A 26,860-nucleotide genomic window follows, 5' to 3' on the forward strand; every position below is an offset into this window, starting at 1 on the left:
CGCCTGCTACGGAATTACGACTTCTGCGGCACGGTCACGCCGTACGTGCAACTCTTGTTGTACGCATTGCCGATCGCCGTGAGCTGCGCGCTGCTGTAGCCGAGCGCGGCGGCGGCTGTCAGCACCGCTTGCGCGGCGGCCTTCTGGTTCGTCGAGCTGTTGGTCATCGACAGGCCCTTCAGGAACGCCTTGTCCATCGCCTGCGCGCCGATCGCGTCGCGCGCGACGAGGTTGCACGACGCCCAGTACTGGCCGGCCGTGTGGATCTCGGCGCCGCGTGCCTGCGCGTAGGTCCGCCCGACGTTCCAGTTCGTCACGCGGCCGCCCCAGTATTCGTTGTGGCCGTCCCAGTTGTAGACCCAGTGATACTGCGCGTCGGACGGGCTCCACTGGTTGAAGTCGCGGCTGTACGCGGCGGCGAGATAGTCGCCGGTGCCTTCCGACAGGCCTTCCTGCTGTGACAGGCCGCCGTTGGTCACCCAGTCGTGGATGCCGTGGCCGAGCTCGTGGATCACGACGTCCGCATCTTCCGCATCGTCGACGCCGCCCTGGCCGAAGGTGAGCCGGCCGCTGCTCGACGAGTACGACGAGTTGTCGTCGCCCGATTCGCCGTGCGGGTCGTACTGCACGCCGCTCGCGTACTGGTACGGCATCGCCTTGATGCCGAGCGTCTGATTCACGTAACGAAGGAACGTGTCGATGTGGTAGTACGTGTTCACCGCCTCGAAGTACAGGTTGCCGCGCGTGAACTCGAATGCGGGCGTGGCCTGTGCCGGGCAGGCGTTGTCGCGCGGCGCATCGAAATCGACGCACGACGCATACGGGCCCGACAGCACGTAGCGTGAATTCGACTGCGCGAGATCCTTCAGCGTCACGCGTACGCGCGAGGCCGTGAGCTGCGTGGAGTCCGCATCGTTGTTGTCCTTGTAGCCCGTGCTGCCGTAGCTGCTCTTCGTCGACGAAAGCGGATCCGGCCGGAACACGAAGCCGGTGCCGTCGGTCGCATAGAACGCCTTGTCCTCGGCGCGCAGCACTTCGCCGCTGCCCGCGTCGATCAGCAGTTCCCAGTCGCCCTTCGGGCCGTCCTGCGGGCGGCCGCGCACCTTCCATGCGGTATGCGTGCCGGCCTTGTCGACGAACGCGACGAGCTGCGCGTCGAGGTTCGTGAAGCCGCCGACGCCGAGATACGCGCGCGCGCGGTCGAGCGCCTGCTGCTGGTCGACGGCCTGCGCCTTGCGCGCGGTAGCGACCACGCCGTTGATCGTGTTGCTCGCGACGTACAGGATGCGGCCGTCCTTCGCGACCGTCACCGCGATGTCGCTGCCGTATACGGGCAGCCCGGCCGCCTGCTGCTGGAAGCGCACGACGGTGAAATCGGCGTCGTCGCGCTCCGACGTCACCGCGAGGCTCGCGAGCGCGGCTGGGTCGAGCCCGAGCTGCGTTGCCTGCGATGCGACGAAATCGCGCGCGGCGGCGGCGGGCGTGGCGGCCGCCTTCTTTGCGCGATACGCGGGGTTGTACAGCGTGACGGCGACGCCGTCCGCGCGGAACTGACCGGCGGCCGTGTCGGCCTTGGTCGCGGCCGGTGCCACGCCGCGCGTCAGGCTTTCGCGCAGGCTCGACGCCTGCGGGTTCGCGACCTTGGTATCGGCCGCGCTGCCGCCGACGATGCCGAAGCCGAGCGCGAGACCCAGGGCGAGCGGCAATGCTTTGCGTGATGTCTGCATACGTGATCCTCATCTCAACGGTTGAACACGCCCGCGCGCTTGTGGCGAGCAGGCACGACACGGCCCACGCGCCGGCTCGATGGAACCGGTGCGAGAAAGCGGTGCAGGGAGATTCGACTGACTGAGGATGACTAAGCGTCAGGTCGAAACGAATTGAAGCGGAAAGGCGGCGGGGAAGCGAACGGAAGGCAGGTGCGGCGACGGCGAAGCGAGCATCGTCATGTCATACCCCTCGGATCGGCATTGATAGCGGTTCGGCAGCCTGCGTGGCGCGACGTGTGTCAGGCCCGGGCTCTCATCTCCTTAGGGCTGCCTATCTAATTAATTGCGAGGTATGTTACAGAATATTTTCGGCGACATTGCAATTTATTTTCGAAGGCCGCTTCGGTCCGTCGATCAATCGGCGGCATTGTTCATCGAATGACGTGAAACGCTGTCGAAGCGCGCAATAGCGCGCCGGATTGTACGTAAAAGCGGCGCTGCTCAGCGCGTCGCGCGGCGGTCGCTGCGCGGGCTCACGCCGAAACGCGAGCGATACGCGCGCGAGAAATGAGACGGCGATTCGAAGCCGCATGCGACGCAGACCGACGTGATGCTCATGTCGGTCTGCTGCAGCAGCTCGCGGGCGCGATCCAGGCGCAGGTTGAGGTAGAAGCGCGTCGGCGTGTCGTTCAGCGTCGCGCTGAACAGCCGTTCGAGCTGACGCCGCGTGATCGACACGTCCTGTGCGAGCGCGTCCGAGCCGAGCGGGCTCTCCATATGCCGCTGCATCATGTCGATCACCTGGATCAGCTTGCGGTTGTGCACGCCGTAGCGCGCGGCGATCTCGAGCCGCTGGCTGTCCGAGCGTTGCCGGATGCGGCTGACGACGAACTGCTCGGAGATCGCCGCCGCGAGATCGGCGCCGTGCCGTCTCCCGATCAGGTCGAGCATCATGTCGATCGACGCGGTGCCGCCCGCGCAAGTGATGCGCCGGTCGTCGATCTCGAACAGTTCCTGCGTCGCGTTCAGGCCGGGGTAGCGTTCGCGGAACGCGGCAAGCGCTTCCCAGTGCAGCGTGAGCGTTTGCGATGCGTCGAACAGCCCGGCTTCCGCGAGCACGAAGCTGCCGGTGTCGATGCCGCCGAGCGTCGCGCCGTGCCGGTTCTGGCGGCGCAGCCAGTCGCCGAGTGCGCGGTCGTAGCACACGAGCGGATCGAAGCCGGCGACGACGAACACCGTCTCGACCTGCGCGACGTCCGCGTACGCGGCTTCGGCGGCGACCGGGATGCCGTTGCTCGCGGCGACGGGCGCGCCGTCCGCGCTGATCACATGCCAGCGGTACAGCTCGGTGCGAAAGCGGTTCGCGACGCGCAGCGGTTCGACCGCAGACATGAAGCCGAGCGCTGAGAAGCCGGGCAGCAACAGAAAGTGGAAATCCTCGGGCATCGGGGCGTGGGGTGGAATCGGGTGGTCGTCACGTACGGGCGCGACGCAACGTGGCACGGCGAGCGGGCAGGCACGCGCATGCCGCGCCCGGCTCGCGCAAGCCGAACGTTCAACGCACGATTATCGCGGGTTTTGCAGGTGTTCAGCGCGTTTTTGCGCCGCGCACCGCGCGGCGCGCTGTCGTCGAAGGCAGTTCGCCGAACTGGGCCTTGTACGCGTTCGCAAAATGCCCGAGGTGGATGAAGCCCCAGCGCGCGGCCGCTTCGCTGATCGGCAGGTCGGACTGCCGCGTGTCGAGCAGCAGACGTCGCACCTGCGCGAGGCGTAGCGAGCGCGTGTAGTTCAGCGGGCCGGTTTGCGCGACCGACTGGAAGCTGTTCTGCATCGTGCGCCGGCTCACGCGCAGTTGCGTGCACAGGCTCAGGATGTCGACGGGCGCCTCCGGGTGCTCGATCACGTAGTCGTGCACGCGCCGCACGATGTCGGCATGGCACGCATGCGTCAGACGATTCGACGGCTCGGGCATCCGATACGTGAGCAGATCGACGAGCACGTTCGCGACATCGCTGCGCAGCCCGGACTGCGCGCGCGCCGTATCGAACGTATCGGGCGCCGACAGCACGCGTTCGAGCAGCGTCGCGAGCTGCACGCTCGCGCGTTCGCGTGCGGCGACCGGCACATCGGCGACGCCGCGCCGCAACGCGCGCTCGTCGAGCCGGACATCTGCGGCATCCTCGATTTGCTGCATCAGCTCGGAATCGACGACCACGCCGATCAGCGACATGTCGTCGGGCGAATGGAGTTCGAAAGGCGCGCCGCCGCGCGCCAGTACGATCGTGCCGCGCTCGATGCGCGCATCGCCGAATGCGAAGGTTCCCGAGCCGGTGAGCGGCATGCCGAACACCGTATGGCCGGGCGGCAGGCGCCCGCGCTGGATGATGCGCACGTTCGCCGCTTCCTGGAACAGTTGCACGCCGTCGAACTCCGCGTGCTTGATCGCGCTGCGATACGAGCCGGAGCCGATCTGGTCATAGCGCTGATCCCAGCCGCGCAGCGCCTCGGCATGCCGGTCCGCGTCGTCGAACATCTGATGAAACACGAGCATGGCGCCTCCGGCGGTCGTTCGGACCGCGCAAGATTAAACCGACCGCACGGTCGGTGCAATACGGATGAGCGCTATTTCCGTGGGGGTTTTGGAGGGGGCGGAAGGTATCGACCGCGGGTGCCTTTCAGGCGGTTTTCCAATATCCCGAATCGGCACGCACGCGTTGCCGGTCCGGGTGCTGAACTGATTTATTGTCGAACTACAGTCGCCCCACATAAAGTGAATCCCAACTGGAGGCGACATGAGAACAAGGCGACGCACCGCGGCTTTCGCGGCGACGCTGGCGTTCGCGGCGGCGTGGGTCGGCAGCGCATACGCGACAGAAAAGCCCGAGGAACTGGTCGTGCAGAAGATGCCGCCGTGGCATCCGCACGAGGTGTACGTTGTCGATATCGCAATGCCGACGATGACCGACGGACGCATCTTCGTGTACGACGCCGACGCAAAGAAGCTGCTCGGCCAGATCGATGGCGGCTTCGCGCCTGGCCTCGCGATCTCGCCCGACCACAAGACGAGCTTCATCGCGACGACCTATTTCTCGCGCGGCTCGCACGGCAAGCGCACCGACGTCGTCGAGATGACCGACAACACGACACTCGATCACACGGGCGAGATCGTGATTCCGGCGAAGCACGGGCAGCACGTGCCGTCACCGTACAACACCGCGTTCAGCGCCGACGGCAAGCGGTTGTACGTCGCGAACATCACGCCGGCCGCGTCGGTGACGGTGATCGACGCGGTGTCGAGGGCGGTGCTGTCGGAGATCGATACTGCGGCATGCGTGCTTGCCTATCCGTCAGGGAACGACCGGTTCACCGCGCTGTGCGAGAGCGGCAAGGCGCTCACCGTCACGCTCGACGCGAACGGCAAGGAGGTGAAGCGCACGATGTCCGATGCGTTCATCGACGTCGACGATGATCCGGCCTTCATCAACGCGTCGCGCTACCACGGCGGCTATCTGTTCACGACGTACCACGGCAACGTGCGCAGCGCCGACTTCAGCGGCGACAAGCCGGCGTTCGGCAAGTCGTGGTCGTTGCTGACCGACGCCGAGCGAGCCGAAGGCTGGCGCCCGGGCGGCATGCAGCAGACGGCCGTGCAGGTGAAGCAGAACCGCTACTACGTGCTGATGCACAAGGGCGGGGACGGCACGCACAAGGATCCCGGCACGCAGGTCTGGGTGTACGACCTGAAGTCGAAACAGCGTGTCGCGCGCTGGGACCTCGCGCAGCTGAAGGTCGATCCGCTCGTGTCGATCCAGGTCAGCGAGGACGACAAGCCGCTGTTCTACGGGCTGACGGGCACGTCCGATCTTGCCGTGATGGACGCGCAAACGGGCAAGCCGCAGCACGTCGAGAAGCAGATCGGCAGTACGTCGACGCTGCTCGTGAACCCGTGAGGCCGCGATGACGCTCGATCCCGTACTTGCCACCAGCGCGCAGGCTGGCGCTGCCGTCGTCGTGCTGCTCGGCGCCTTCGCCAAGCTCCGCCGGCCCGCGGCGTTCCGGCAGGCGCTCGCCGGCTATCGCCTGCTGCCTGAGGTACTCAACGCGCCCGCCGCGTTCGCGATTCCGCTCGCGGAAGCCGTCTGCGCCGCGGCGCTGCTGTTTCCCGATACGCGCACGACCGGCGCGCTCGGCTTGATCGCATTGCTGCTCGTCTTCGCGGCCGGCATGACGATCAACATCCTGCGCGGCCATACCGACATCGACTGCGGCTGCTCCGGTCTTGCAGCCGCGCGCGCGGATGCGCCGCGCGGCATCGGCTGGCTGCATGTCGCGCGCGTGCTGCTGCTCGTCGTGCTGGCCGCGATCGCGTTCGTCGAACCGGGCAGCCGCGCGATCGTGTGGTTCGACTACCTGACGCTGTTCTCTTCCGTGCTTCTGATCGTCTGCGCGCTGCTCACCGTCGACGTGCTGCTCGCCAACGTACCGCGCCTTTCCCACCTGAGGAATTCATGATGCAAACCGCTCTCACCGTTTCCACCGCCTTGCTGTGGGTCGCCGTTCTCGCGCTCGGCGCGATCTGTCTCGCGCTCGTGCGTCAGATCGGCATCCTGTACGAACGGATCATGCCGGCCGGCGCGTTGATGATCGACAAGGGGCCGGCGGTCGGCGCGATCGCGCCGACGTTCGAGCTGACCGACATTCGCGGCTCGCAGGTGAAGGTCGGCGGTATCGATGCATCGGGCAAGGCGACGCTGCTGTTCTTCCTGTCGCCGACGTGCCCGGTCTGCAAGAAGCTGCTGCCGCTGTTGCCGTCGCTGCAAGCGAGCGAATCGACGCCGGTGAACATCATGCTCGCGAGCGACGGCGATCTCGACGACCACACGCGCTTCGCACAGAAGCACGACCTCGCGCGTTTCCCGTACGTGCTGTCGCAGGAGCTGGGCCTCGCGTATCAGATCGGCAAGCTGCCCTACGCGGTGCTGCTCGACGACACCGGTACCGTGCGCGCAAAGGGTCTCGTCAACACCCGCGAGCATCTCGAGAGCCTGTTCGAAGCGAAGGAGCGTGGCGTTGCGTCGCTGCAGCAGTTCGTGCACGGCAATCTCGACCATGGCGGTCACGAAGGGCACGCGCAGCACGCGTGACCGGCCGGCTCCCTTTCAACGTCAACGGAGAACAACCACATGGGCCTGTTTGATTCATGGTTCGAGCGGTCGGCGCGCGGCGTCGCGCAGCATAGTTCGCGGCGCAGCGCGATGGCGAAGCTCGGCAAGGTGCTGGTCGGATCGGCGATGCTGCCGCTCTTGCCCGTCGATCGCACCGCATATGCAGCGGATGCAGCATCGGGCGCATCGGCGGCTTCGGGGGCTGCCGCGCCGGGCGCGAGCGACGATCCGATGAGCTGCGATTACTGGAAATACTGCGCCATCGACGGCTGGCTGTGCAGCTGCTGCGGCGGTACGTCGAGCAGTTGCCCGCCGGGCACGACGCCGTCGCCGATCACGTGGATCGGCACGTGCCGCAACCCGCACGACGGTTCGGACTACATCGTGTCGTACAACGATTGCTGCGGAAAGACGTCGTGCGGCAAGTGCTTCTGCAACCGCAATGAGCGCGAGAAGCCGCTGTACAAGCTGTCGCTGAACAACGACATCAACTGGTGCATGGCGAACGGCAATTCGAATTACCACTGTTCGGTTTCGGTCCTGCTGGGGGCGGCGAAGCAATGAAAATGAAGCAAGCTGGAACGATGGTGGTCGCGTGCGTGGCGGCTGTTGCGGGTTTTGCGTGGCCGGGTCTCGCCGGTGCGCAGCAGGCTGTCCACTACCCGGCGGGCAAGAGCCTGTTCGATGCGCAGTGCGCGGTGTGTCACCAGGCGGGCGGCAAGGGGCAGGACGGCCTCGCGCCGCCGCTGACCGAGTACCCGGGCAGGTATGCAACGGCCGATGCGGGCCGTGCGCAGCTTGTCGCGACGCTGTTGCACGGGATGTTCGGCGAAATCACGGTGCACGACAAGCGCTACAACTTCAAGATGCCGTCGTTCGCGAGTGCGAGCGATGACGATATTGCGAACGTGCTCAACTATGTCGTATTCGATCTCAACGACGAGCACGGCGACGCGAAGCCGTTCACGGCGGCCGACATTCGCGCGGCACGCGCGAAGGAGATGGACGGCACGGCCGTTCATGCGCAACGTGCGGTCGTGACGAAGGGGCTGGGGCTTTGAATACCCTGCGCATTCGTGGTCGCGGCCCGTGTGTGGCGGCGTCGCGGATCGGAGCGTTCATGGCACGCCGTCTGTCTTCGATGCTGGCGGTCGCTGCCGCGGCATTGGCGATTGCCGTACCCGCACATGCCGACGGCGTGGCCGACGCCACACTCGCGCGACAACACTGGGTGCTCAATTGCATGGGCTGCCACACGGCGACAGGCGGCGGCATTCCGGGCAAGGTGCCGCCTCTCGCGAATTCGCTCGGTTATTTCACGCATCTGCCGGCGGGGCGCGAGTACGTGATGCGCGTGCCCGGCGCGTCGAACTCGGCGCTGTCCGACGAGGAACTCGCCGACGTGCTCAACTGGGTGCTCACGACGATGAACCGCGATGCGCTGCCGCGTGGCTTCAAGCCTTATACCGCCGCCGAAGTCGCCTCGCATCGACGGCCGGCGTTTTCGGACGTCGCGACGGTACGTGCCAGGCTGGTTCGTGCGCTGCACGAGCGTGGGATCGACGGTGTGTCGGATCGGTACTGATCGACTTCGCCGATGGAGATTCGGCACCGGGCACGGCGGATTGCCGGTATTCGGGGCGGCGCGGTATCCCCGCGCCGTCACGCGCGGATCAACTCGACGCCGAGGATCGGGCACGCCGCGCAGGCGATGCGCATTGCGTTGACCGGATGCTGCGGCGCGTAGCGGCTTCCAGACCGAGAATACCGAATTGGCAGCGCGCCATTTCCGCGTTACGCTCGTTTTCGTAAGCCAACACCGGCGCCGGATGGATCGTGGGAGGCTCAAATGGCGATCGAATACTTTGCTGAGCGCAATCCGGTCACACGAAACCTGCCCCGGTCGTTGGCGACCAAGGCCGGCGATCTGGTGTTCGTATCCGGTCAGGTGGCGAGAAACGAAGACGGGAGCCTCGTCGCGGGCGGAATCGAAGCGCAGACGCGTCAGACATTGAAGAACGTCGCCCACGTACTCTCGCTGGCGGGATGCACACTCGGCGACGTGGTGAAAACCACCGTCTGGCTCGAGGACGCGCGCGACTTCGCGGAATTCAATCGTGTCTATGGGGAGTTCTTCCCGGGGAACAAGCCGTCACGATCGACCTTGCAGGCGACGAACATGGTGGGTACCAAGATCGAGATCGAGGCGATTGCCTGCAGGCCTTGAGCGCGGGAAATGCCGGAAAACCGACGAGAGCCGGTCTTGCAAGCGACGTGGTCGGATGCGCTGAGACATGCGCCACATGTTGGCTTCGTGCGTGCACCGCACAAAACACGCAAATCCCCAACGTCAGACTGCATTCGTTAGAATCGTTCGTCGTCAAGGCAATCATGCAGATTTGCATGGGCGCAGCGGTAGCCACTCACGAATACCGCGCCCCCTCATCCCATGCTTCATCCTTTACCGGAGGCGAACGTGCCAGGATTACTTCCCGATGTCGACCGCGACGGGCTTCTCGAATATTCGGTGGTGTACACCGACCGGTCGATCAATCACATGTCGCAGCGCTTTCAGGGCGTCATGCGCGATATTTCCGCCGCGCTGAAGAAGGTCTACAACGCGAAAGCGGCCGTCATCGTCCCGGGCAGCGGGACGTTCGGCATGGAAGCCGTGGCCCGGCAGTTCGCGACGAACAAGAAGTGTCTGGTCATCCGCAACGGCTGGTTCAGCTTCCGCTGGTCGCAGATTTTCGACATGGGCAGCATTCCGTCCGAATCGATCGTGTTGAAGGCGCGTCCTGTCGAATCAGGCAGGCAGGCGGCGTTTGCGCCGGCCCCGATCGAAGAAGTCGTCGCCGCGATTCAGGAACACAAGCCGGACCTGGTGTTCGCTCCGCACGTCGAAACCGCCTCCGGGATGATGTTGCCCGATGCGTATCTGCGCGCGGTGGCCGACGCCGTGCATGCGGTCGGCGGCATGTTCGTGCTGGATTGCATCGCGTCCGGCACGATCTGGGTCGATATGGAGAAGAGCGGTGTCGACGTGCTGATCAGCGCGCCGCAAAAGGGCTGGAGTGCGTCGCCGGGTTGCGCACTGGTCATGCTCAGCCCGCTCGCTCGCGAGCGCATCGATGCGACGACCAGCACCAGTTTTGCCTGCGATCTGCGCAAGTGGCTGCAGATCATGGAAGCCTACGAGAACGGTGGCTTCGCGTACCACGCGACGATGCCCACGGACAGCCTTGCGACGCTGCGCGATGTGATCAAGGAAACGGACGCATACGGCTTCGACAAGGTGCGGGCGGAACAGCTCGAACTCGGCACGCGGATTCGCGCGTTGCTGGCCGAGAAGGGTTTCAGGAGCGTGGCGGCGCCAGGGTTTGAGGCGCCTGGCGTCGTGGTCAGCTACACCGACGATGACGACATCCGGTCCGGCAAGAAATTCGTCGATGTCGGCATGCAGATCGCGGCCGGTGTGCCGCTGCAATGCGATGAGCCGGCGGATTTCAAGACGTTCCGCATTGGCTTGTTCGGTCTCGACAAGCTGCATGACGTCGATGCCGCGGTCCGTAGGTTTGCCAGCGCGTTGGAACGGATTCTGTAGGGCGCGCTTTCGATCCAAGGGTGGGGCGCATGGTGCGCTCGACATGATCGAGGCCATCCGAACGATCGACCGAGGTTGGAAGCCGCCAGACTCGGCGGCGGCTTCCGACCCAAACGAGCCGACGGATAGTGGCGACTGCACGCCCGCATTGGATCGCACCACGGACGCTGCTATCCGTATAAGCACTGTTGGACTGCGGACGGTTTCCCACGCCCGTACTCAATCATTCAGGACAGTGACATGACCGAATGCGCGCTGACATTTGCCAGTCAGACCGAATGGGAAAGCTGGTTGGCGCAAAATGGCGGCACGTCGAGCGGAGTATGGCTGCGTCTGGCGAAAAAGGGCGCCACGCAGCGAACCGTCACCTATGGTCAAGCGTTGGAAAGCGCGCTCTGCTATGGCTGGATCGATGGCCAAAAGCAGGCCGAGAGCGAGACGTACTGGCTACAACGCTTCACTCCACGCTCCGCAAAAAGCATCTGGTCCAAACTCAACAAAGACCGGGCCGAAGCGCTGATCGCCTCGGGCAGAATGCGCGCGCCGGGCATGCGTGAGATCGAGAGGGCGCGGCACGACGGCCGATGGAAGGCTGCTTATACGTCGGCCAGCAACTCGACCGTGCCGGACGACCTGCAGGTGGCGTTGAACGCAAATTTGGAAGCCAAGGCGTTCTTTGAAACACTGAATAGCCGCAACCGCTACGCCATCCTGTTCCGGATACAGAATGCGAAAAAGCCGGAAACACGGGCGCGTAAAATTGCGGAATTCGTCGACATGCTGAACCGCGGTGAAACCCTCCATCCGTAAATCTCTTGCGTCTGATGGAGATCTTGTGAAACGCGGGCACCGAACCTGTCATGGCCGATTCGTTTCTGCAGCGGTCCAGCCAGATGGCGGTTCGTCGATGTACGCAGTCGTTACCTTGATCGCCATGTATCGCGAATAAGGGCGGCTGCCGAAGCTGGCGCCGCTTGCCGACGATCCTGATACCTGAATCGCGGATATCGTTTTTCAGCGGACCACGGCCCGATGACCGACGGGGTCGGCCGTAGCCGACCCGCATCAACTGCAATTACACGGCCGCGTTGCGATTCGCCTCGATCACCGTCAACGCCGTCATGTTCACGATCCGTCTCACGGTCGCGCTGGACGTGAGAATGTTCACCGGCCCATTGACCCCCAGCAGGAACGGCCCGACCGCAACGTTACTGCCGGCCTCGGTCTTGAGCAGGTTATAGGCGATATTCCCCGCATCCACGTTCGGACACACGAGCAGGTTCGCCGCACCCTTCAGCGGCGACATCGGCAGCAGCCGCGACCGCAGCGCCTCGTCGAGCGCACAGTCGCCGTGCATTTCGCCATCCGCCTCGATATCCGGCGCATGCGCGCGAATGATTTCGAGCGCTCGGCGCATCTTCACGCCCGAGGCCGCGCTCCCCGACCCGAAGTTCGACCGCGACAGCAACGCAGCCTTCGGCGAGAGATTCAGCCACTCCATCTGCCGCGCGGCCGCGATCGTGAATTCCGCGATCTGCTCCGCATCCGGGTTGTCGTTGACATGCGTATCGACCAGCGCGACCGTCCGCTGATTGAGCAGCAGGATGTTCATCGCGGCGTAGGTCGACGCACCGGGCTTCTTGCCGATGACTTCGTCCACGAACCGCAGGTGATTGTGATACTCGCCGACCGTCCCGCAGATCATCCCGTCCGCATCGCCGAGCCGCACCATCATCGCGCCGATCAGCGTCAGGCGGCGCCGCATCTCGACGCGCGCCATTTCCTTCGAGATGCCGTCGCGGCAGCGCAATTCCCAATACGTCGTCCAGTATTGCGGGAAACGTTCGTCATATTCCGGATTGGTCACTTCGACATCCTGACCGAGACGCAGGCGCAGGCCGAATCGCTCGATACGCGCGAGCAGCACCTCCGGACGCCCGACCAGGATCGGACGCGCGAGCTTCTCGTCGACGATCACCTGCACCGCGCGCAGCACGCGCTCGTCTTCGCCCTCGGTGAACACGATGCGTGCCTTGCCGCCGTCACGCACGAGCTGACGCGCGGTCGCGAACAGTGGCTTCATGAACGCGCCCGAGTGGTAGACGAACTGCTGCAACTGCTCGACATACGCGTCGAGATCCGCGAGCGGGCGCGTCGCCACGCCGCCTTCGATCGCGGCCCTGGCCACGGCCGGCGCAATACGCACGATCAGGCGCGGATCGAACGGCTTCGGAATCAGGTATTGCGGACCGAAGGACACTTCATCGCCGCCATAGGCTGCCGCGACGATGTCGTTCTGCTCTTCCTGCGCGAGGCCGGCAATCGCGTGAACCGCGGCAATTTCCATTTCGCGGGTGATCGTCGTTGCGCCCACATCCAGTGCGCCGCGGAAAATGTACGGGAAGCAGAGAACGTTGTTGACCTGGTTCGGGAAATCCGAACGGCCCGTCGCGATCACGACGTCGTCGCGCGTCGCATGCGCGAGTTCAGGGAAGATTTCCGGCGTCGGATTGGCGAGCGCGAGAATCAGCGGCCTCGCGGCCATCGCCTTCAGCATCTCCGGCTTCAGAATGCCGCCGACCGACAGCCCGAGGAACACGTCGGCGCCGCCGATCACTTCGGACAGCGTGCGCGCGTCGGTTTCCTGCGCGAAGCGTTCCTTGGCGGGATCCATCAGCGTGGTGCGGCCGCGATAGACGACGCCTTCGATATCCGTCGCCCAGATGTTCGCGACCGGCAGCCCGAGGTCGACGAGCAGGTCCAGGCAGGCCAGCGCCGCGGCACCGGCGCCCGACGTCACGACCTTCACCTCGGAAATCGACTTCCCGACCACCTTCAGCCCGTTGATGAACGCGGCGGCCACGGTAATGGCGGTGCCGTGCTGGTCGTCGTGGAAGACGGGAATCTTCATGCGCTCGCGCAGCTTGCGCTCGACGGTGAAGCACTCCGGCGCCTTGATGTCCTCGAGGTTGATCCCGCCAAAGGTGGGCTCGAGGCCGGCGATGATGTCGACGAGCTTGTCCGGATCGGTCTCGTTGATCTCGATGTCGAACACGTCGATCCCCGCGAACTTCTTGAACAGCACGGCCTTGCCTTCCATGACCGGCTTCGACGCGAGCGCGCCGATGTTGCCCAGACCCAGCACGGCGGTGCCGTTGGTGATGACGCCCACCAGATTCCCGCGGCTCGTGAAGCGATGCGCGTTCAGCGGCTCGGCGGCGATCGACTCGCACACGCTGGCGACGCCGGGCGTGTAGGCGAGCGCGAGATCGCGCTGCGTCACGAGCGGCTTGCTGGCGACGACGGAGATCTTCCCCGGGGTCGGAAACTCGTGATAGTCGTACGCGGCCTGCTGCTGAGTCTCTGTCTGTTTCATGTTTTTGGGTCCGGGCGTGCGCGCCAGGCCAGTCCCGACGCGATCCATGAGGTGATTCTAGGGATCGGCCATAAGGAGATGATTCTGTTTTAATATCGGTCCATCACTTTTTCATGATGATGCGGTGGTCCGGCAATGACATTCGACGCGAACGACGTGGTGAGGCGGCTCGGTGCGCGCCTGAAGATGCGGCACCTGATGCTGCTGCTGCAGATCCAGCAGCACGGGTCGCTGACGCGCGTCGCGGAGCACATGGCCAGCAGCCAGCCCGCCGTGACGAACGCGCTGTCCGAGCTGGAAAGCATGTTCGGCACGCCGCTGTTCGAGCGCTCGTCGCGCGGGATGCGGCCGACCGCGCTCGGTTCGGTCGTGCTCGAGCGCGCCAGGGCGATGTTGAAGGACCTCGACCATCTCGCCCGCGAGATGGAGGCGGTCGCCGCCGGCCACGCCGCCCACCTGCATATCGGCGTGATTCCGTTCATCTCGGGCCAGATGCTGTCGGCGGCGCTCAAGCGGCTGCAATCCCGGATGGAGCGGCGCCTGACCGTGACGATCCACGAAGGCACCAGCGACCAGCTGCTGCTGCAGCTCAAGGACCACAGCGTCGATCTCGTCATCGGGCGGGCGTCGTCGGCGGTCGATCTGGGACAGGTTTCCTTCGAAGTCCTGTACCAGCAGCAGCCCCGGATGATCGCGAGCCGGCGCCTCGCCGCGAAACTGGCCCGCATGAAGCTCGACTGGGAGAAGCTGCACGAGCTGGACTGGATTCTCGGCGCGCCGCATACGCCGATGCGGGAGCAGGTGACCGACCTGTTCCTGTCGGCCGGCATCGCGCCGCCCGTGCCGATCGTCGAAAGCTACTCGTCGAAGCTGATCGGCGAAATGATCGCATCGAGCGACGACGCCGTATCGATCGTGCCGACCGATATCGCGGAAGAAATGGTGCGCATCGCCGGCGTGGCGATCGTGCCTTACTCGCTGGTCTGGACGCTGCCGCCCATCGCGCTGTTTACCCGCGCCGCCGAATCGCATGCGCCGACGCGGGATCTGCTCGTCCAGGCGCTGCGCGAGATCTGCAGGGAAACTTACGTCGAGGTACCGCGATAACGCGTCGGGCGCCGGCCCGCACCCGCCCGGCCGGAAGCGGCACCACGCCCGCTCCGGTATCGCCGCCGAAGCACGCTCCGTCGGCATCCGTTACGCCGCATCCGGACAAACCCATCTTCACCGTAATTCGCCTGAAACCCCCGCCATACAAGCCATTGCCCGAGCGTAGTGGTTTTCACCCATAGTCGCAAATAGTCAAGAAAAGGTCGCCGCCGGTCGTCTTTCGACCAATATGGCTCGTTACTTTTACTCCCACGATGCAGGCCGGGACGCACTCCGCGAACCCGTCGGACATCGGTCCAATCGGGAGAGAAACCATGAAGTCGACAAAGATCGCCGCGTTCGTCGCGGCCGTGCTGGCGACCGGCGCATTCGCGACCGCGGCGCACGCCGAAACGGATGCCGCGACCTGCCGCAACGTACGCTTCGCGGATATCGGCTGGACCGACATCACGTCCACCACGGCGCTCGCCTCGACCGTGTTCGAAGGGCTCGGCTACAAGCCGACGACGACAATCGCATCGGTGCCGATCTCGTTCGCCGGCCTGAAGAGCAAGCAGCTCGACATCTCGCTCGGCTACTGGTGGCCGGTGCAGCAAAAGCAGCTCCAGCCGTTCCTCGACAGCAAGTCGATCAACGTGGTCGAGCCGCCGAACCTGTCGGGTGCGAAGGCGACGCTCGCGGTGCCGAGCTACGCATACCAGGCCGGCCTGAAGAGTTTCGAGGACATCGCGAAGCACCGCGCGGAACTCGACGGCAAGATCTACGGGATCGAACCGGGCAGCAGCGCGAACGCGACGATCCAGAAGATGATCGACACGAATCAATACGGTCTCGGTGGCTTCAAGCTGGTCGAATCGAGCGAAGCCGGGATGCTCGTCACGGTCGAGCGCGCGATCCGCGAGAAGAAGTGGGTCGTGTTCCTGGGCTGGGAACCGCATCCGATGAACATCCAGATCAGCATGAACTACCTGTCCGGCGGCGATGCGAGTTTCGGCCCGAACTATGGCGAAGCGCGCGTGTACACGCTGACGGCGCCCGACTTCATCTCGCGCTGCCCCAACGCAGGCAAGCTCGTCGAGAACCTGCGCTTCACGACGCAGCTCGAGAACCAGCTGATGCAGTCGGTGATGAACAAGACGAAACCGGCGGACGCCGCGAAGGCGTACCTGAAGAAGAATCCGCAGGTGCTCGATGCCTGGCTCGCCGGCGTCAAGACGTTCGACGGCAAGGACGGCCTGCCCGCGGTGAAGGCGTATCTCGGCCTGTAACGGCCCGTGCGCGCCGCAAGCGAGCGGCGCGCAGCGACAAATAATCTGCAGTACGACAGAAGTCGAGCGACACGAAACGAATCAAGCGAGGGCATTCAGCATGAACCACGAAGTCATCATCACCTGCGCGGTGACCGGCGCGGGCGATACGGTCGGCAAGCATCCGGCGATTCCGGTCACGCCGAAGGAAATCGCGGCCGCCGCGATCGAAGCGGCGAAGGCCGGCGCGACGGTTGCGCACTGCCACGTGCGCGATCCGCAGACGGGCCGCGGCAGCCGCGACCCGAACCTGTACCGCGAAGTGGTCGACCGGATCCGCTCGGCGGACGTCGACGTGATCATCAACCTGACGGCCGGCATGGGCGGCGATCTGGAGATCGGCCCGGGCGAGGACCCGATGCGCTTCGGCAAGGGCACCGATCTTGTCGGCGGCCTCACGCGCCTCGCGCACGTCGAGGAACTGCTGCCGGAAATCTGCACGCTCGATTGCGGCACGCTGAATTTCGGCGACGGCGACTACATCTACGTATCGACGCCCGCGCAACTGCGCGCCGGCGCGAAGCGCATCCAGGAACTCGGCGTGAAGCCGGAGCTGGAAATCTTCGATACGGGCCATCTGTGGTTCGCGAAGCAATTGCTGAAGGAAGGGCTGCTCGACGATCCGCCACTGTTCCAGCTGTGCCTCGGCATTCCGTGGGGCGCGCCGGCCGACACCGGCACGATGAAGGCGATGGTCGACAACCTGCCGCCGGGCGCGCACTGGGCCGGCTTCGGGATCGGCCGCATGCAGATGCCGATGGTCGCGCAGGCGATGCTGCTCGGCGGTCATGTGCGCGTCGGCCTCGAAGACAACATCTGGCTCGATCGTGGCGTGCATGCGACCAACGGCACGCTCGTCGAGCGTGCACGGGAAATCGTCGAACGCCTCGGCGGCCGCGTGCTGACGCCGGCCGAAGGGCGTCGCAAGCTCGGCCTGCCGGCGCGCGGCGAGCGTCTGCTCGAACGCCGCGCGGTGACCGAATTCGCGTGAGCGTTCACGGCTGATTCCGATTCAATGCGGCGGCGCGCACGAGCGCGGTCGCCGTCCGATTTCCCTCGATTTGAAGGATGCGTTGACATGGCAGTGAAGACCGACATCAAGACGTTCGCCGCGATCGGCACCGGTGTGATCGGCAGCGGATGGATTTGCCGTGCGCTCGCGCACGGTCTCGACGTGGTCGTGTGGGACCCGGCGCCGGGCGCCGAGGCGCGGTTGCGCGCGAACGTCGCGAATGCCTGGCCTGCGCTCGAACGCGTCGGCCTCGCGCCGGGCGCCGATCCCGCGCGGCTGCGTTTCGAGTCGACGATCGAGGCCTGCGTCGCCGACGCGGACTTCATCCAGGAAAGCGCGCCCGAGCGGGAGGCGCTGAAGCTCGAACTGCACGAACAGATCAGCCGCGCGGCGAAGCCCGACGCGATCATCGCGTCATCGACATCGGGGCTGCTGCCGACCGACTTCTACGCGCGCGCGACGCATCCGGAGCGCTGCGTGGTCGGCCATCCGTTCAATCCGGTCTACCTGCTGCCGCTCGTCGAGGTGCTCGGCGGCGCGCGCACGTCGCCGGAAGCGGTCGAGGCGGCGATGGCGATCTATCGCAAGCTCGGCATGCGGCCGCTGCACGTGCGCAAGGAGGTGCCGGGCTTCATCGCGGACCGGCTGCTCGAAGCGCTGTGGCGCGAGGCGCTCCATCTGGTCAACGAAGGCGTCGCGACGACTGGCGAGATCGACGATGCGATCCGTTTCGGCGCGGGCATCCGCTGGTCGTTCATGGGCACGTTCCTGACCTACACGCTGGCTGGCGGCGACGCAGGCATGCGACACTTCATGCAGCAGTTCGGCCCCGCGCTCGAACTGCCATGGACCAAGCTGGTCGCGCCGAAGCTGACCGACGAACTGATCGACAGCGTCGTCGAAGGCACGAGCGAGCAGCAGGGCACGCGCAGCATCAAGGAACTCGAACGCTATCGCGACGAGTGCATCACCGAGGTGCTGAAGGCGATCGCCGCGGTGAAGGCGCGGCACGGGATGCGATTCGAGGACTGAACGAACATGACCGGCGATACCCCGCTGACGATTTACCACGACGTCGTGCGGCCCGAGTGGGTCGACTACAACGGCCACCTGCGCGACGCGTTCTATCTGCTGATCTTCAGTTTCGCGACCGATGCGCTGCTCGACCGCATCGGCCTCGACGACGCCGTGCGTCGCGAGCGGTGCCGCTCGGTCTACACGCTCGAGGCGCACGTGAACTATCTGCAGGAGATCAAGGAAGGCACGCGCGTGCGCGTCGACGCGCGGGTGTTCGCGCACGACGCGAAGCGGCTGCACCTGTATCTCGAGCTGTTCGCGGACGGTCATGACGGCGCGGTGTCGGCGAGCGAGCAGATGCTGCTGCACGTCGACACGCGCGACGGCGCGAAATCGGCGCCGTTCGACGACGACGTCGCCGCGCGCGTGGCCGAACTGCATGCGTTGCAGCGCGATTGCGCGGCGCCCGCGTATGCGGGCCGCGTGATCGGGCTGCCGCCGCGTCGCTAGCATCGGCGTTCAACTTTCGACCGTCGACTGCGGAGCGCACACGATGCTCGAACCGGAAATCGCGGCATTCGTTGCGGCCGTCGACGCGTGGTATCCGGCCGACGCGGCGGCGCGCTCGCCCGTCGAGCAACGCCGCGTCTACGATCGCTTCGCGGCCGCGTGGACGCCCGCCGTACTGCCGGCCGGCGTCGTGCGGCAGGACGCCGTGTGGCATGCGCCGGACGGGCGCGCGATCGCACTACGGCGCTACGCGCCAGCGCGGGGCAAGCCGCGCGGCACCGTGCTGTTCTTTCATGGCGGCGGCTTCGTCGTCGGCTCGCTCGACAGTCACGCGCTGATCACGGCGCAACTGGCGGCCGACACGGGGCTTGCCGTGATCGCGGTCGACTACCGGCTCGCGCCCGAGCATCGTGCGCCGGCCGCGCTCGAGGATTGCCTGGCCGTCACGCGTGCCGCGCGCGACGCAGTCAACTGGCCGTTCGACTCGTGCGCACGACCGCTGACACTCGCGGGCGACAGCGCGGGCGGCAATCTCGCGGCGGCCGTCGCGACCGCGCTGCGCGACGCTGGCGAAGGCGGCATCGACGGGATCGCACTCGTATATCCGATGCTCGGCATCGAACCGCAATCGCCGGCGCGCGAAACGGAAGCGCGCGCGCCGATGCTGACGCTCGACGACGTCCATCGTTATCGCGCGCTGTACTGGGGCGATGCGGATGAAGCCGCATTGAACGACGATCCGCTGCTGCGTGCATCGGTACCGCTCGCGGCGTCGCGCTTCGACGGGCTGCCGCCCGTGCTCGCGATCGGCGCTGAACACGATCCGCTGCGCGACGATGCACGCGTCTATGTCGAACGAATCCTTGCGGCCGGCGGCGCCGCGCGTTACTGGAGGGGAGAGGGGCTGGTGCACGGCTGCTGGCGCGCGCTCGGAACGAGCCCGCAGGCGGCGCGGATGCACCGGATGATCGGTGGGTTTCTGCTCGCACCACACGCGTAGCGGGCGTTTCCGGGAGACAACGATGCAGGCAGCGCAACACCGTATCGAGGACTGGCGGACCTATTCCGCCGACGCGGCCATTGCGGCGGCGACGATTGGCGATGGAGCGGTGAACGTCGAGTGGAGCGACACGCGACGATCGCCGTTTCACTTCGACTGGCTGCGCGACAACTGCGCGTGTTCCGCGTGCGTGCATGCGCTCACGCGCGAACAGGTGTTCGAGATCGCCGACGCGCGCGAGGATCTGTCGGCGCTCGCCGTGCATGTCGAAACCGACGGCGCGCTGCACGTCGAGTGGAACGACGGGCATCGTAGTACCTGGTCGCCGGGATGGTTGCGCGCGCATGCATACGACGATGCGTCGCGCGCGGAACGCCAGGCCGCGCACGGGCGGCACGTATGGGCCGGCGACGATGCGACGGCGATCGGGGTGTTCGCGTGGCGTGACGTGATGGAGGACGATGGCGCGTTGCGCGCGTGGCTCGCCGCGTTGCAGCGCACGGGGTTGACGCTCATCGAGGGCGTGCCCGCCGAACGCGGCCGGGTCGACCAGATCGCGCGTCGTGTCGGCCTGATCCGCGAAAGCAATTTCGGCGTGCTGTTCGATGTCGAGTCGAAGCCGCGACCGGACAGCAATGCCTACACGTCGCTCAACCTGCCGCCGCACACCGACCTGCCGACGCGTGAATTGCAGCCGGGCGTGCAGTTCCTGCATTGCCTCGCGAACGACGCGACGGGCGGAGACAGCATTTTCCTCGACGGCTTTGCGCTCGCGGAAGCGCTGCGGCGCGACTATCCGGCCGATTTCGAACACCTTGCCTCGACGCCGTTCGAGTTCTGGAACAAGAGTGCGAACAGCGACTACCGCTGTTCGGCGCCGGTGATCGGCCTCGATGCACGCGGCAACGTGACGGAAGTGCGCGTCGCGAATTTCCTGCGCGGGCCGCTCGATGCGCCGGCCGGATCGGTCGCGGCCATCTACCGCGCGTACCGGCGCTTTCTCGGGCTCGCGCGAGAGCCACGTTTCCGGGTGCAGCGCCGGCTGCGGGCGGGCGACATGTGGGCATTCGACAACCGGCGCGTGCTGCATGCGCGCACGGAGTTCGATCCGTCGACGGGCCGCCGGCATCTGCAGGGCTGCTACGTCGATCGCGACGAACTGCTGTCGCGCTGGCGCGTGCTGTCGCGTGCGGCGCCTGCGGCAGCCGCGGGGCGTTGACCGGCGCATACGGCATCGCCACGCATACCTCGCCGCGGAAAAAGCGCCCGGACGCAGCGCGCCCGGGCGAAGCCACCCGCTGCCGGGCGGCGGAGGTATGCGCTTCACAAAAAAAGACGAGCCCGCATCAGGGGCTCGTCCGGGTACAGCTTCGTCGCGCCGCGCGCGGTGCGCCCGTCAGGGCGCGTCGGCTTACTGGCCGAAGAAGATCGAGTCGCGAGCGTTCGACGACGCTGCGGCAACCGGGGCACCCGAGTGGACGACCGGAGCCGGTTGCGCGCCGTAGCCGCTGGCGTCGGCACCATGAACACGCGCTTCCGCCGACTGGATGTCGTTCGGGTAATACGGGCTCGACACGCCCGGCTTGTAGCCGGCTTGTTCGAGCTGGACCAGTTCGTTGCGGACTTGTGCGCGGGTCACGGTGCTTTGTGCGAAAGCGCCGAACGAAGCGGACAGGGCGACAGCGGCAACGACTGCGGAAACGAGCGATTTCATGATGACCTCCGGTGTTTTATTGGGTTCGCTTGCGACACCATGTCTGCAGCGATTGACTAAATCTTAGTCACCGGGTGGTTGAGGGTAAACGCTGATTTTGACGATAGATTGTTTCCGGACTGGTAACAGTGGGCTGTCCAATCAGGCTTTCACTAAGCTTTCGTTTCTGTAAGTGTAATAAGTATGATGAATGTTGAGGCGAGGAGCGCGATTCAACGTGTCTCGGCCGACGTGTCGAGCGGCGTGGCAGGCAGGCGACCCTCGGCCACGCCCGAGCTCAGGAAACGCACGCCCGTCGCGGCTTCGGAGGCCTCCCACAGCAGCGCGGCGGTCGCTACATCGCGTGGCGCGCGCGGCACGCTTGCCGGTGCCGGCAGGCCGCGCGACTCGAACCAGCCGGACGGTCCGATGTACGAGCCGCCGGTGAGGTCGGGCGACGTCGCCGCGTGAATCGCGGGAAGCGCACCCTGGTCGGCCGGTTGCGCGAGATAACGGTTCGCCGCGCGCATCAGCGCGGCGCGCGTGGGCGAACGGTCCATCGCGGGGCCCGCGAACTGCAGATTGGTTGCCGCGTAGCCGGGATGCGCGGCGACGCTGATGCCCGCGAACGCCGCGCGCTGGAAGCGGCGCTGCAGTTCGATCGCGAACACGAGGTTGGCGAGCTTGCTGTCGCAGTAGGCGAGATAACGGTTGTAACGGTGTTCGGCCCGAAGGTCGTCGACGCGGATCCGGCCGCCGCGGTTCAAGCCGCTCGACATCGTCACGACTCGCGCGCGCCGCGCGGCGCGTAGCGCGGGCAGCAGATGGCCGGTCAACGCGAAATGGCCGAGGTGGTTGGTGCCGAACTGCATCTCGAAGCCGTCTTGCGTGTGCCGCAGCGGCAGGAACATCACGCCTGCGTTGTTGCAGAGGATGTCGACGCGGCCGTGGCGGTCGGAGACGTCGGCGGCGAAGCGCTGGATCGACGCGAGATCGGCGAGGTCGAGCGGATCGACTTCGACCCGTGCGGCGGGATGGAACCGACGGATCGCATCGGCGGCCTGCGCGGCGCGCGCGGCGTCACGGCAGCCCATTACGACGGTTGCGCCCTTGGCGGCCAGCGTTTCCGCGATGTGCCAGCCGAGCCCGCTGTTGGCGCCGGTCACGACCGCAACTTTGCCGCCTTGCGCCGGGACGTGGCGCGCGCTCCATGCGTGCATGTCTGCCTCCATCGGCGTGGCCGGTGCGCCACGACGCGTAATCGTTACATTGAATGCTGTAACGATAGTCCGCGCGGGCGGGGCAGACAAGCGGGGGAACTAGATCGGTGGTTCTAGGCCGGCTTGCGCGTTACCGGCTGCCGGCCAGGGCCAGCACTTCGGCGGCGGAGATCATCGCGGCCGCGTTCGCCGGTGCCGGGCGCTCGGCCGGGCGGAAGACTTCGTCGCCGCGCTGGATGACCTGGCGCGACAGCGCACAGGTGCCGGTGCGCTGCGCGAAGCGGCGGCGCCAGCGCTGTTCGCCGTAATGACAGCGGCCGGGCTCGACCCAGCGAACGACGAGCAGCGTATCGGAGCGTTCCAGAATTTCGACGTGGACGTCGGCGGGATCGAGCACAGGCAGGGATTTGGAGGCCTTCATTTGCCGTTTCCTAAAGCTCGTGCGGTTTCGGCCGTGGCAGTGGATGTCACTACCCGACGGCGATTCCGTAGCGGTTTCCATGAGTGGTGCGCTAAATGTAAGCGTCTGTGACCGGAAAAAACATCCTGTCTGGCTCAAATTACCTTTTGCCGATTCAGAAACAATCGACGCGCATTTTCTTGAAAAACCAACGACAAAAGCGTGTAAGACCAACGACAAAAGCGCCCCGGACGCGAACGCCCGGGGCGGAAAATCGGCCCGCGCCGCCGTGTCTGCTCGCTCAGTCACGTGGACACCGCGGGGGACGGAGGTGCCCGTCAGGGATCGGCGACGGGCGGGGTGCGGTGATCCGGGAAGCGCGGTCCGGCAACATCATGATCGCGCGCGCCCCCCGTTGACACCCTGACGGGAACATGACTTTTTTGTCAGTTTCGCCGCGACGGCGGCGCGACCCAGGCGCCCGTGGCCGGCGCAAACCCCCGCCGGTATTGGCTTTGCGGGACAGGTGGTTGGGCGCCGGAATCAGAACGAGACGGTCGCCGAAGTCCGGGGCACCGCCGCCGCCCCGATTCTGCCGTTCGGGAAAATACTGAATCCCGCGATCGTGACAAATCCGGAATCTGTCCTATGATTGGTTGGACCTTTGGTCCTTTGTGCCAATTAGTCGGCTCGACCGGCTTCTACAGGAGTGGTGCTCATGAGATTGCAGGGCAAGCGCGCGCTGGTGACGGCGGCCGGGCAGGGTATCGGCCGCGCGACCGCGCTGCGGTTCGCAAGCGAGGGGGCCGACGTGCTGGCGACCGACATCAACGAGGCTGCGCTCGCGCAACTCGCGGCCGACGCCGAACGCGCCGGCGGCAGGCTGGCCACGCGGCGGCTCGACGTGACCGATGCGGGCGACGTTTCGGCACTCGCCGCGCAGGCGCGCGCGTTCGACGTGCTCTTTAACTGCGCGGGGTTCGTGCACCACGGCTCGATCCTCGATTGCGACGATGCCGCGTGGGCGTTCTCGCTGAACCTCAACGTCACGTCGATGTACCGGCTGATCCGCGCGCTGCTGCCGGCGATGCTGGAAGCGGGCGGCGCGTCGATCATCAACATGGCATCGGCCGCGTCGAGCGTGAAGGGCGTGCCGAACCGCTTCGTGTACGGCACCACCAAGGCGGCCGTGATCGGCCTGACCAAGGCCGTCGCTGCCGATTTCGTCGAGCGGGGCATCCGCTGCAACGCGATCTGCCCGGGCACGATCGAGTCGCCGTCGCTGGAGCAGCGGATCGCGGACCAGGCGCGCACGCGCCAGGTGTCGACCGACGAGGTGCGCCAGGCGTTCGTCGCGCGCCAGCCGATCGGCCGCATCGGCACCGCGCAAGAAGTGGCCGCGCTCGCGCTGTACCTCGCGTCCGACGAAGCGTCGTTTACGACCGGCGCGATTCACCTGATCGATGGCGGCTGGTCGAACTGACCGCGTCCTCCTCTTCACCTTCCGTTTCCTCACACAACATGAAACTGCTGAGATTTGGCGACAAGCACCACGAAAAACCGGGCCTGCTCGATGCGCAGGGAAGGATTCGCGACCTGTCGGGCGTGATCGACGACATCGCAGGCGATGCGCTCGCACCCGCGTCGCTCGCGCGGCTGCGTGACATCGACCCGTCGTCGCTGCCGCTCGTCGAAGGCACGCCGCGGCTCGGCGCGTGCGTCGGCCGCGTCGGCAAGTTCATCTGCATCGGGCTCAACTATTCCGACCACGCGGCCGAATCCGGGATGGAAGTCCCGAACGAGCCCGTCGTGTTCGGCAAATGGACGAGCGCGATCTCGGGGCCGAACGACGACGTCGAGATTCCGCGCGGCTCGGAGAAGACCGACTGGGAAGTCGAGCTCGGCGTGGTGATCGGCCAGGGTGGCCGCTACATCGACGAAGCCGACGCGCTGTCGCATGTCGCCGGCTACTGCGTGGTGAACGACGTGTCGGAGCGCGAATACCAGCTCGAGCGCGGCGGCACGTGGGACAAGGGCAAGGGCAACGACACGTTCGGCCCGCTCGGCCCGTGGCTCGTGACGGCCGACGAAGTCCCCGATCCGCACGCGCTGCGGTTGTGGCTCGAGGTGGACGGCCACCGCTACCAGAACGGCACGACCGCGACGATGGTGTTCCGGGTGCCGCACCTGATCAGCTATCTGAGCCGCTTCATGAGCCTGCAGCCGGGCGACGTGATCTCGACCGGCACGCCGCCGGGCGTCGGCCTCGGGCAGAAGCCGCCGGTCTATCTGCGCGCCGGGCAGGTGATCACGCTCGGCATCGACGGGCTCGGCGAGCAGCGCCAGCGCACCGTGCAGGCCTGATTTCCTTTTACGGACCGTTCGTCATGCCTATCATTCGATCGATGCGCGTCCTCGACGTGCGCTTCCCGACCTCGCAGCAGCTCGACGGCTCCGATGCGATGAATCCGGACCCCGATTATTCGGCCGCGTACGTCGTGCTGGAAACCGACCACGACGGGCTCGAAGGCCACGGGCTCACGTTCACCATCGGGCGCGGCAACGAAATCTGCTGCGCGGCGATCGACGCGATGCGTCACCTCGTCGTCGGCCTCGACCTCGACTGGATCCGCGAGGACATGGGCCGCTTCTGGCGGCACGTGACGTCGGACAGCCAGTTGCGCTGGATCGGCCCCGACAAGGGCGCGATCCATCTGGCGACGGGCGCCGTCGTCAACGCGGTGTGGGATTTGTGGGCGAAGTCGGTGGGCAAGCCGCTGTGGCGGCTCGTCGCGGACATGAGCCCCGAGGAGATCGTGCGCGCGATCGATTTCCGCTACCTGACCGACTGCCTGACGCAGGACGAGGCGCTCGACCTGCTGCGACGGCAGGCGCCGGGCAAGGCGGCGCGGATCGCGACGCTCGAGCGCGAAGGCTACCCGTGCTACACGACGTCGGCGGGCTGGCTCGGCTACAGCGACGACAAGCTGCGTCGGTTGTGCCGCGAGGCGGTGGACGCCGGTTTCGACTACGTGAAGCTGAAGGTGGGCGCGAACCTGGAGCACGACATCCGTCGCGTGACGATCGCGCGCGAGGTGATCGGCCCGGACCGCAAGCTGATGATCGACGCGAACCAGGTGTGGGAGGTGGACGAAGCGATCGACTGGGTGCGCGAGCTGGCGTTCGCGAAACCGTGGTTCATCGAGGAGCCGACGAGCCCCGACGACGTCGAAGGGCATCGCAAGATCCGCGAGGCGATCGCGCCCGTGCAGGTCGCGACCGGCGAGATGTGCCAGAACCGCGTGCTGTTCAAGCAGTTCATCGCGCGCGGCGCGATCGACATCGTGCAGATCGACGCGTGCCGGCTCGGCGGCGTCAACGAGATTCTCGCGGTGATGCTGCTGGCCGCGAAATACGGGCTGGCGGTGTGTCCGCACGCGGGCGGCGTCGGGCTGTGCGAATACGTGCAGCATCTGTCGATGATCGACTACGTGTGCATTGCCGGCACGAAGGAAGGGCGCGTGACCGAATACGTCGACCACCTGCACGAGCATTTCGTCGAGCCGTGCGTCGTGCGCGGCGCGGCCTACATGCCGCCGACGGCGCCCGGCTTCTCGATCGAGATGAAGCCCGAATCGCTGGAGCGGTATCGATTCCGCGGCTGAAGCACGCGGCACGCAGCACGACGACGCGCGATGCACCGCGCGCGGCCCGCGCGGCGACAACATGAACGACGG

General features: G+C 66.0%; 26 protein-coding genes. 19 read left to right on the top strand and 7 right to left on the bottom strand.

Annotated features, from left to right (window positions below):
• Positions 1-14: 14 nt before the first annotated feature.
• The 3 genes from ACT2FV_RS00845 to ACT2FV_RS00855 all read right to left on the bottom strand — a co-directional run bounded on the left by ACT2FV_RS00845 (position 15) and on the right by ACT2FV_RS00855 (position 4,260).
• Positions 15-1,727, bottom strand: a complete 1,713-nt coding sequence (locus tag ACT2FV_RS00845) for a M36 family metallopeptidase (protein ID WP_444502982.1) — start codon at positions 1,725-1,727, stop codon at positions 15-17.
• A 483-nt stretch (positions 1,728-2,210) separates the two neighbouring features.
• Positions 2,211-3,155, bottom strand: a complete 945-nt coding sequence (locus ACT2FV_RS00850; protein WP_444502983.1) for a GlxA family transcriptional regulator — start codon at positions 3,153-3,155, stop codon at positions 2,211-2,213.
• A 142-nt stretch (positions 3,156-3,297) separates the two neighbouring features.
• Positions 3,298-4,260: a helix-turn-helix domain-containing protein gene (locus tag ACT2FV_RS00855; RefSeq protein ID WP_444502984.1), complete on the bottom strand. Its 963-nt coding sequence runs from the start codon at positions 4,258-4,260 to the stop codon at positions 3,298-3,300.
• Positions 4,261-4,501: 241 nt separating this feature from the next.
• Here ACT2FV_RS00855 and ACT2FV_RS00860 point away from each other — a divergent pair, with 241 nt between their 5' ends.
• From ACT2FV_RS00860 to ACT2FV_RS00900, 9 genes are all read left to right on the top strand, one after another.
• The gene (locus tag ACT2FV_RS00860) at positions 4,502-5,659 is read left to right on the top strand and encodes an amine dehydrogenase large subunit (RefSeq protein WP_444502985.1); all 1,158 of its coding nucleotides are present in this window, start codon (positions 4,502-4,504) and stop codon (positions 5,657-5,659) included.
• Positions 5,660-5,666: 7 nt separating this feature from the next.
• Entirely contained in the window at positions 5,667-6,221 is a 555-nt protein-coding gene (locus ACT2FV_RS00865; protein WP_444502986.1) for a MauE/DoxX family redox-associated membrane protein, read from the top strand.
• Positions 6,218-6,853 carry a methylamine dehydrogenase accessory protein MauD gene (gene mauD / locus ACT2FV_RS00870; protein ID WP_444502987.1) on the top strand — a complete coding sequence of 212 codons (636 nt, stop codon included), beginning with the start codon at positions 6,218-6,220 and terminating at the stop codon, positions 6,851-6,853. The genes ACT2FV_RS00865 and mauD overlap by 4 nt, the downstream gene beginning before the upstream one ends.
• Before the next feature lie 39 nt (positions 6,854-6,892).
• Positions 6,893-7,438 carry a methylamine dehydrogenase light chain gene (locus ACT2FV_RS00875; protein WP_059534225.1) on the top strand — a complete coding sequence of 182 codons (546 nt, stop codon included), beginning with the start codon at positions 6,893-6,895 and terminating at the stop codon, positions 7,436-7,438.
• Positions 7,435-7,935, top strand: a complete 501-nt coding sequence (locus ACT2FV_RS00880) for a c-type cytochrome (protein WP_151047583.1) — start codon at positions 7,435-7,437, stop codon at positions 7,933-7,935. The genes ACT2FV_RS00875 and ACT2FV_RS00880 overlap by 4 nt, the downstream gene beginning before the upstream one ends.
• Before the next feature lie 59 nt (positions 7,936-7,994).
• A complete protein-coding gene (locus ACT2FV_RS00885; protein WP_444502988.1) occupies positions 7,995-8,459 on the top strand; it encodes a c-type cytochrome in 465 nt (154 codons plus the stop codon).
• Positions 8,460-8,723: 264 nt separating this feature from the next.
• On the top strand, positions 8,724-9,101 hold the full coding sequence (locus tag ACT2FV_RS00890; RefSeq protein WP_059600228.1) for a RidA family protein: 378 nt from the start codon (positions 8,724-8,726) through the stop codon (positions 9,099-9,101).
• A gap of 249 nt (positions 9,102-9,350) precedes the next feature.
• The gene (locus ACT2FV_RS00895) at positions 9,351-10,478 is read left to right on the top strand and encodes an aminotransferase class V-fold PLP-dependent enzyme (RefSeq protein WP_059600227.1); all 1,128 of its coding nucleotides are present in this window, start codon (positions 9,351-9,353) and stop codon (positions 10,476-10,478) included.
• 240 nt (positions 10,479-10,718) lie between these two features.
• Positions 10,719-11,288, top strand: a complete 570-nt coding sequence (locus tag ACT2FV_RS00900) for a YdeI/OmpD-associated family protein (protein ID WP_151047579.1) — start codon at positions 10,719-10,721, stop codon at positions 11,286-11,288.
• A 265-nt stretch (positions 11,289-11,553) separates the two neighbouring features.
• Here the strand turns inward: ACT2FV_RS00900 and ACT2FV_RS00905 are convergent, their stop codons facing one another.
• Complete coding sequence (locus tag ACT2FV_RS00905) at positions 11,554-13,854, bottom strand: NADP-dependent malic enzyme (RefSeq protein ID WP_059600336.1); 2,301 nt, start codon at positions 13,852-13,854, stop codon at positions 11,554-11,556.
• Positions 13,855-13,989: 135 nt separating this feature from the next.
• On the opposite strand from ACT2FV_RS00905, the gene ACT2FV_RS00910 reads away from it, so the two are divergent.
• The 7 genes from ACT2FV_RS00910 (at position 13,990) to ACT2FV_RS00940 (ending at position 21,029) form a co-directional block, all read left to right on the top strand.
• Entirely contained in the window at positions 13,990-14,961 is a 972-nt protein-coding gene (locus tag ACT2FV_RS00910; protein WP_151047577.1) for a LysR substrate-binding domain-containing protein, read from the top strand.
• A 317-nt stretch (positions 14,962-15,278) separates the two neighbouring features.
• On the top strand, positions 15,279-16,232 hold the full coding sequence (locus tag ACT2FV_RS00915) for a choline ABC transporter substrate-binding protein (protein ID WP_059600224.1): 954 nt from the start codon (positions 15,279-15,281) through the stop codon (positions 16,230-16,232).
• A 100-nt stretch (positions 16,233-16,332) separates the two neighbouring features.
• Positions 16,333-17,262, top strand: a complete 930-nt coding sequence (locus tag ACT2FV_RS00920) for a 3-keto-5-aminohexanoate cleavage protein (RefSeq protein ID WP_124622092.1) — start codon at positions 16,333-16,335, stop codon at positions 17,260-17,262.
• An 87-nt stretch (positions 17,263-17,349) separates the two neighbouring features.
• On the top strand, positions 17,350-18,315 hold the full coding sequence (locus tag ACT2FV_RS00925; protein ID WP_059685629.1) for an L-carnitine dehydrogenase: 966 nt from the start codon (positions 17,350-17,352) through the stop codon (positions 18,313-18,315).
• A gap of 6 nt (positions 18,316-18,321) precedes the next feature.
• The gene (locus ACT2FV_RS00930; protein ID WP_124622090.1) at positions 18,322-18,810 is read left to right on the top strand and encodes a thioesterase family protein; all 489 of its coding nucleotides are present in this window, start codon (positions 18,322-18,324) and stop codon (positions 18,808-18,810) included.
• A 43-nt stretch (positions 18,811-18,853) separates the two neighbouring features.
• Positions 18,854-19,810, top strand: a complete 957-nt coding sequence (locus ACT2FV_RS00935; RefSeq protein WP_151047573.1) for an alpha/beta hydrolase — start codon at positions 18,854-18,856, stop codon at positions 19,808-19,810.
• Between the two features lie 22 nt (positions 19,811-19,832).
• Positions 19,833-21,029: a TauD/TfdA family dioxygenase gene (locus tag ACT2FV_RS00940; RefSeq protein ID WP_444502989.1), complete on the top strand. Its 1,197-nt coding sequence runs from the start codon at positions 19,833-19,835 to the stop codon at positions 21,027-21,029.
• 192 nt (positions 21,030-21,221) lie between these two features.
• Here ACT2FV_RS00940 and ACT2FV_RS00945 read toward each other — a convergent pair whose 3' ends face one another.
• From ACT2FV_RS00945 to ACT2FV_RS00955, 3 genes are all read right to left on the bottom strand, one after another.
• A complete protein-coding gene (locus ACT2FV_RS00945) occupies positions 21,222-21,524 on the bottom strand; it encodes a DUF4148 domain-containing protein (protein ID WP_059600219.1) in 303 nt (100 codons plus the stop codon).
• A gap of 212 nt (positions 21,525-21,736) precedes the next feature.
• Positions 21,737-22,723, bottom strand: a complete 987-nt coding sequence (locus ACT2FV_RS00950; RefSeq protein WP_444502990.1) for an oxidoreductase — start codon at positions 22,721-22,723, stop codon at positions 21,737-21,739.
• Between the two features lie 130 nt (positions 22,724-22,853).
• Complete coding sequence (locus ACT2FV_RS00955) at positions 22,854-23,144, bottom strand: DUF3331 domain-containing protein (protein ID WP_044847789.1); 291 nt, start codon at positions 23,142-23,144, stop codon at positions 22,854-22,856.
• Positions 23,145-23,841: 697 nt separating this feature from the next.
• Here ACT2FV_RS00955 and ACT2FV_RS00960 point away from each other — a divergent pair.
• From ACT2FV_RS00960 to ACT2FV_RS00970, 3 genes are read left to right on the top strand one after another with little or no spacing between them, the layout of a single operon-like run.
• Positions 23,842-24,606 (top strand): SDR family oxidoreductase, encoded by a 765-nt coding sequence (locus ACT2FV_RS00960; protein WP_124622083.1) that lies wholly within the window; start codon positions 23,842-23,844, stop codon positions 24,604-24,606.
• A gap of 38 nt (positions 24,607-24,644) precedes the next feature.
• On the top strand, positions 24,645-25,487 hold the full coding sequence (locus ACT2FV_RS00965; protein WP_444502991.1) for an ureidoglycolate lyase: 843 nt from the start codon (positions 24,645-24,647) through the stop codon (positions 25,485-25,487).
• A gap of 23 nt (positions 25,488-25,510) precedes the next feature.
• Complete coding sequence (locus ACT2FV_RS00970; protein ID WP_124622079.1) at positions 25,511-26,788, top strand: L-fuconate dehydratase; 1,278 nt, start codon at positions 25,511-25,513, stop codon at positions 26,786-26,788.
• The last annotated feature ends 72 nt before the right edge of the window (positions 26,789-26,860 follow it).

The sequence above is a fragment of the Burkholderia sp. PR2 genome (assembly GCF_052372875.1).
GTDB classification, from domain to species: Bacteria; Pseudomonadota; Gammaproteobacteria; order Burkholderiales; family Burkholderiaceae; genus Burkholderia; species Burkholderia diffusa.

Coding starts and splice junctions, on each gene's coding strand:
- ACT2FV_RS00905 (WP_059600336.1), bottom strand. CDS start 13,854: ATGAAACAGACAGAGACTCAGCAGCAGGCCGCGTACGACTATCACGAG.
- ACT2FV_RS00860 (WP_444502985.1), top strand. CDS start 4,502: ATGAGAACAAGGCGACGCACCGCGGCTTTCGCGGCGACGCTGGCGTTC.
- ACT2FV_RS00970 (WP_124622079.1), top strand. CDS start 25,511: ATGCCTATCATTCGATCGATGCGCGTCCTCGACGTGCGCTTCCCGACC.
- ACT2FV_RS00965 (WP_444502991.1), top strand. CDS start 24,645: ATGAAACTGCTGAGATTTGGCGACAAGCACCACGAAAAACCGGGCCTG.
- ACT2FV_RS00845 (WP_444502982.1), bottom strand. CDS start 1,727: ATGCAGACATCACGCAAAGCATTGCCGCTCGCCCTGGGTCTCGCGCTC.
- ACT2FV_RS00900 (WP_151047579.1), top strand. CDS start 10,719: ATGACCGAATGCGCGCTGACATTTGCCAGTCAGACCGAATGGGAAAGC.
- ACT2FV_RS00940 (WP_444502989.1), top strand. CDS start 19,833: ATGCAGGCAGCGCAACACCGTATCGAGGACTGGCGGACCTATTCCGCC.
- ACT2FV_RS00955 (WP_044847789.1), bottom strand. CDS start 23,144: ATGAAGGCCTCCAAATCCCTGCCTGTGCTCGATCCCGCCGACGTCCAC.
- mauD (WP_444502987.1), top strand. CDS start 6,218: ATGATGCAAACCGCTCTCACCGTTTCCACCGCCTTGCTGTGGGTCGCC.
- ACT2FV_RS00850 (WP_444502983.1), bottom strand. CDS start 3,155: ATGCCCGAGGATTTCCACTTTCTGTTGCTGCCCGGCTTCTCAGCGCTC.
- ACT2FV_RS00920 (WP_124622092.1), top strand. CDS start 16,333: ATGAACCACGAAGTCATCATCACCTGCGCGGTGACCGGCGCGGGCGAT.
- ACT2FV_RS00945 (WP_059600219.1), bottom strand. CDS start 21,524: ATGAAATCGCTCGTTTCCGCAGTCGTTGCCGCTGTCGCCCTGTCCGCT.
- ACT2FV_RS00890 (WP_059600228.1), top strand. CDS start 8,724: ATGGCGATCGAATACTTTGCTGAGCGCAATCCGGTCACACGAAACCTG.
- ACT2FV_RS00925 (WP_059685629.1), top strand. CDS start 17,350: ATGGCAGTGAAGACCGACATCAAGACGTTCGCCGCGATCGGCACCGGT.
- ACT2FV_RS00865 (WP_444502986.1), top strand. CDS start 5,667: ATGACGCTCGATCCCGTACTTGCCACCAGCGCGCAGGCTGGCGCTGCC.
- ACT2FV_RS00855 (WP_444502984.1), bottom strand. CDS start 4,260: ATGCTCGTGTTTCATCAGATGTTCGACGACGCGGACCGGCATGCCGAG.
- ACT2FV_RS00885 (WP_444502988.1), top strand. CDS start 7,995: ATGGCACGCCGTCTGTCTTCGATGCTGGCGGTCGCTGCCGCGGCATTG.
- ACT2FV_RS00935 (WP_151047573.1), top strand. CDS start 18,854: ATGCTCGAACCGGAAATCGCGGCATTCGTTGCGGCCGTCGACGCGTGG.
- ACT2FV_RS00915 (WP_059600224.1), top strand. CDS start 15,279: ATGAAGTCGACAAAGATCGCCGCGTTCGTCGCGGCCGTGCTGGCGACC.
- ACT2FV_RS00880 (WP_151047583.1), top strand. CDS start 7,435: ATGAAAATGAAGCAAGCTGGAACGATGGTGGTCGCGTGCGTGGCGGCT.
- ACT2FV_RS00875 (WP_059534225.1), top strand. CDS start 6,893: ATGGGCCTGTTTGATTCATGGTTCGAGCGGTCGGCGCGCGGCGTCGCG.
- ACT2FV_RS00960 (WP_124622083.1), top strand. CDS start 23,842: ATGAGATTGCAGGGCAAGCGCGCGCTGGTGACGGCGGCCGGGCAGGGT.
- ACT2FV_RS00910 (WP_151047577.1), top strand. CDS start 13,990: ATGACATTCGACGCGAACGACGTGGTGAGGCGGCTCGGTGCGCGCCTG.
- ACT2FV_RS00950 (WP_444502990.1), bottom strand. CDS start 22,723: ATGCACGCATGGAGCGCGCGCCACGTCCCGGCGCAAGGCGGCAAAGTT.
- ACT2FV_RS00930 (WP_124622090.1), top strand. CDS start 18,322: ATGACCGGCGATACCCCGCTGACGATTTACCACGACGTCGTGCGGCCC.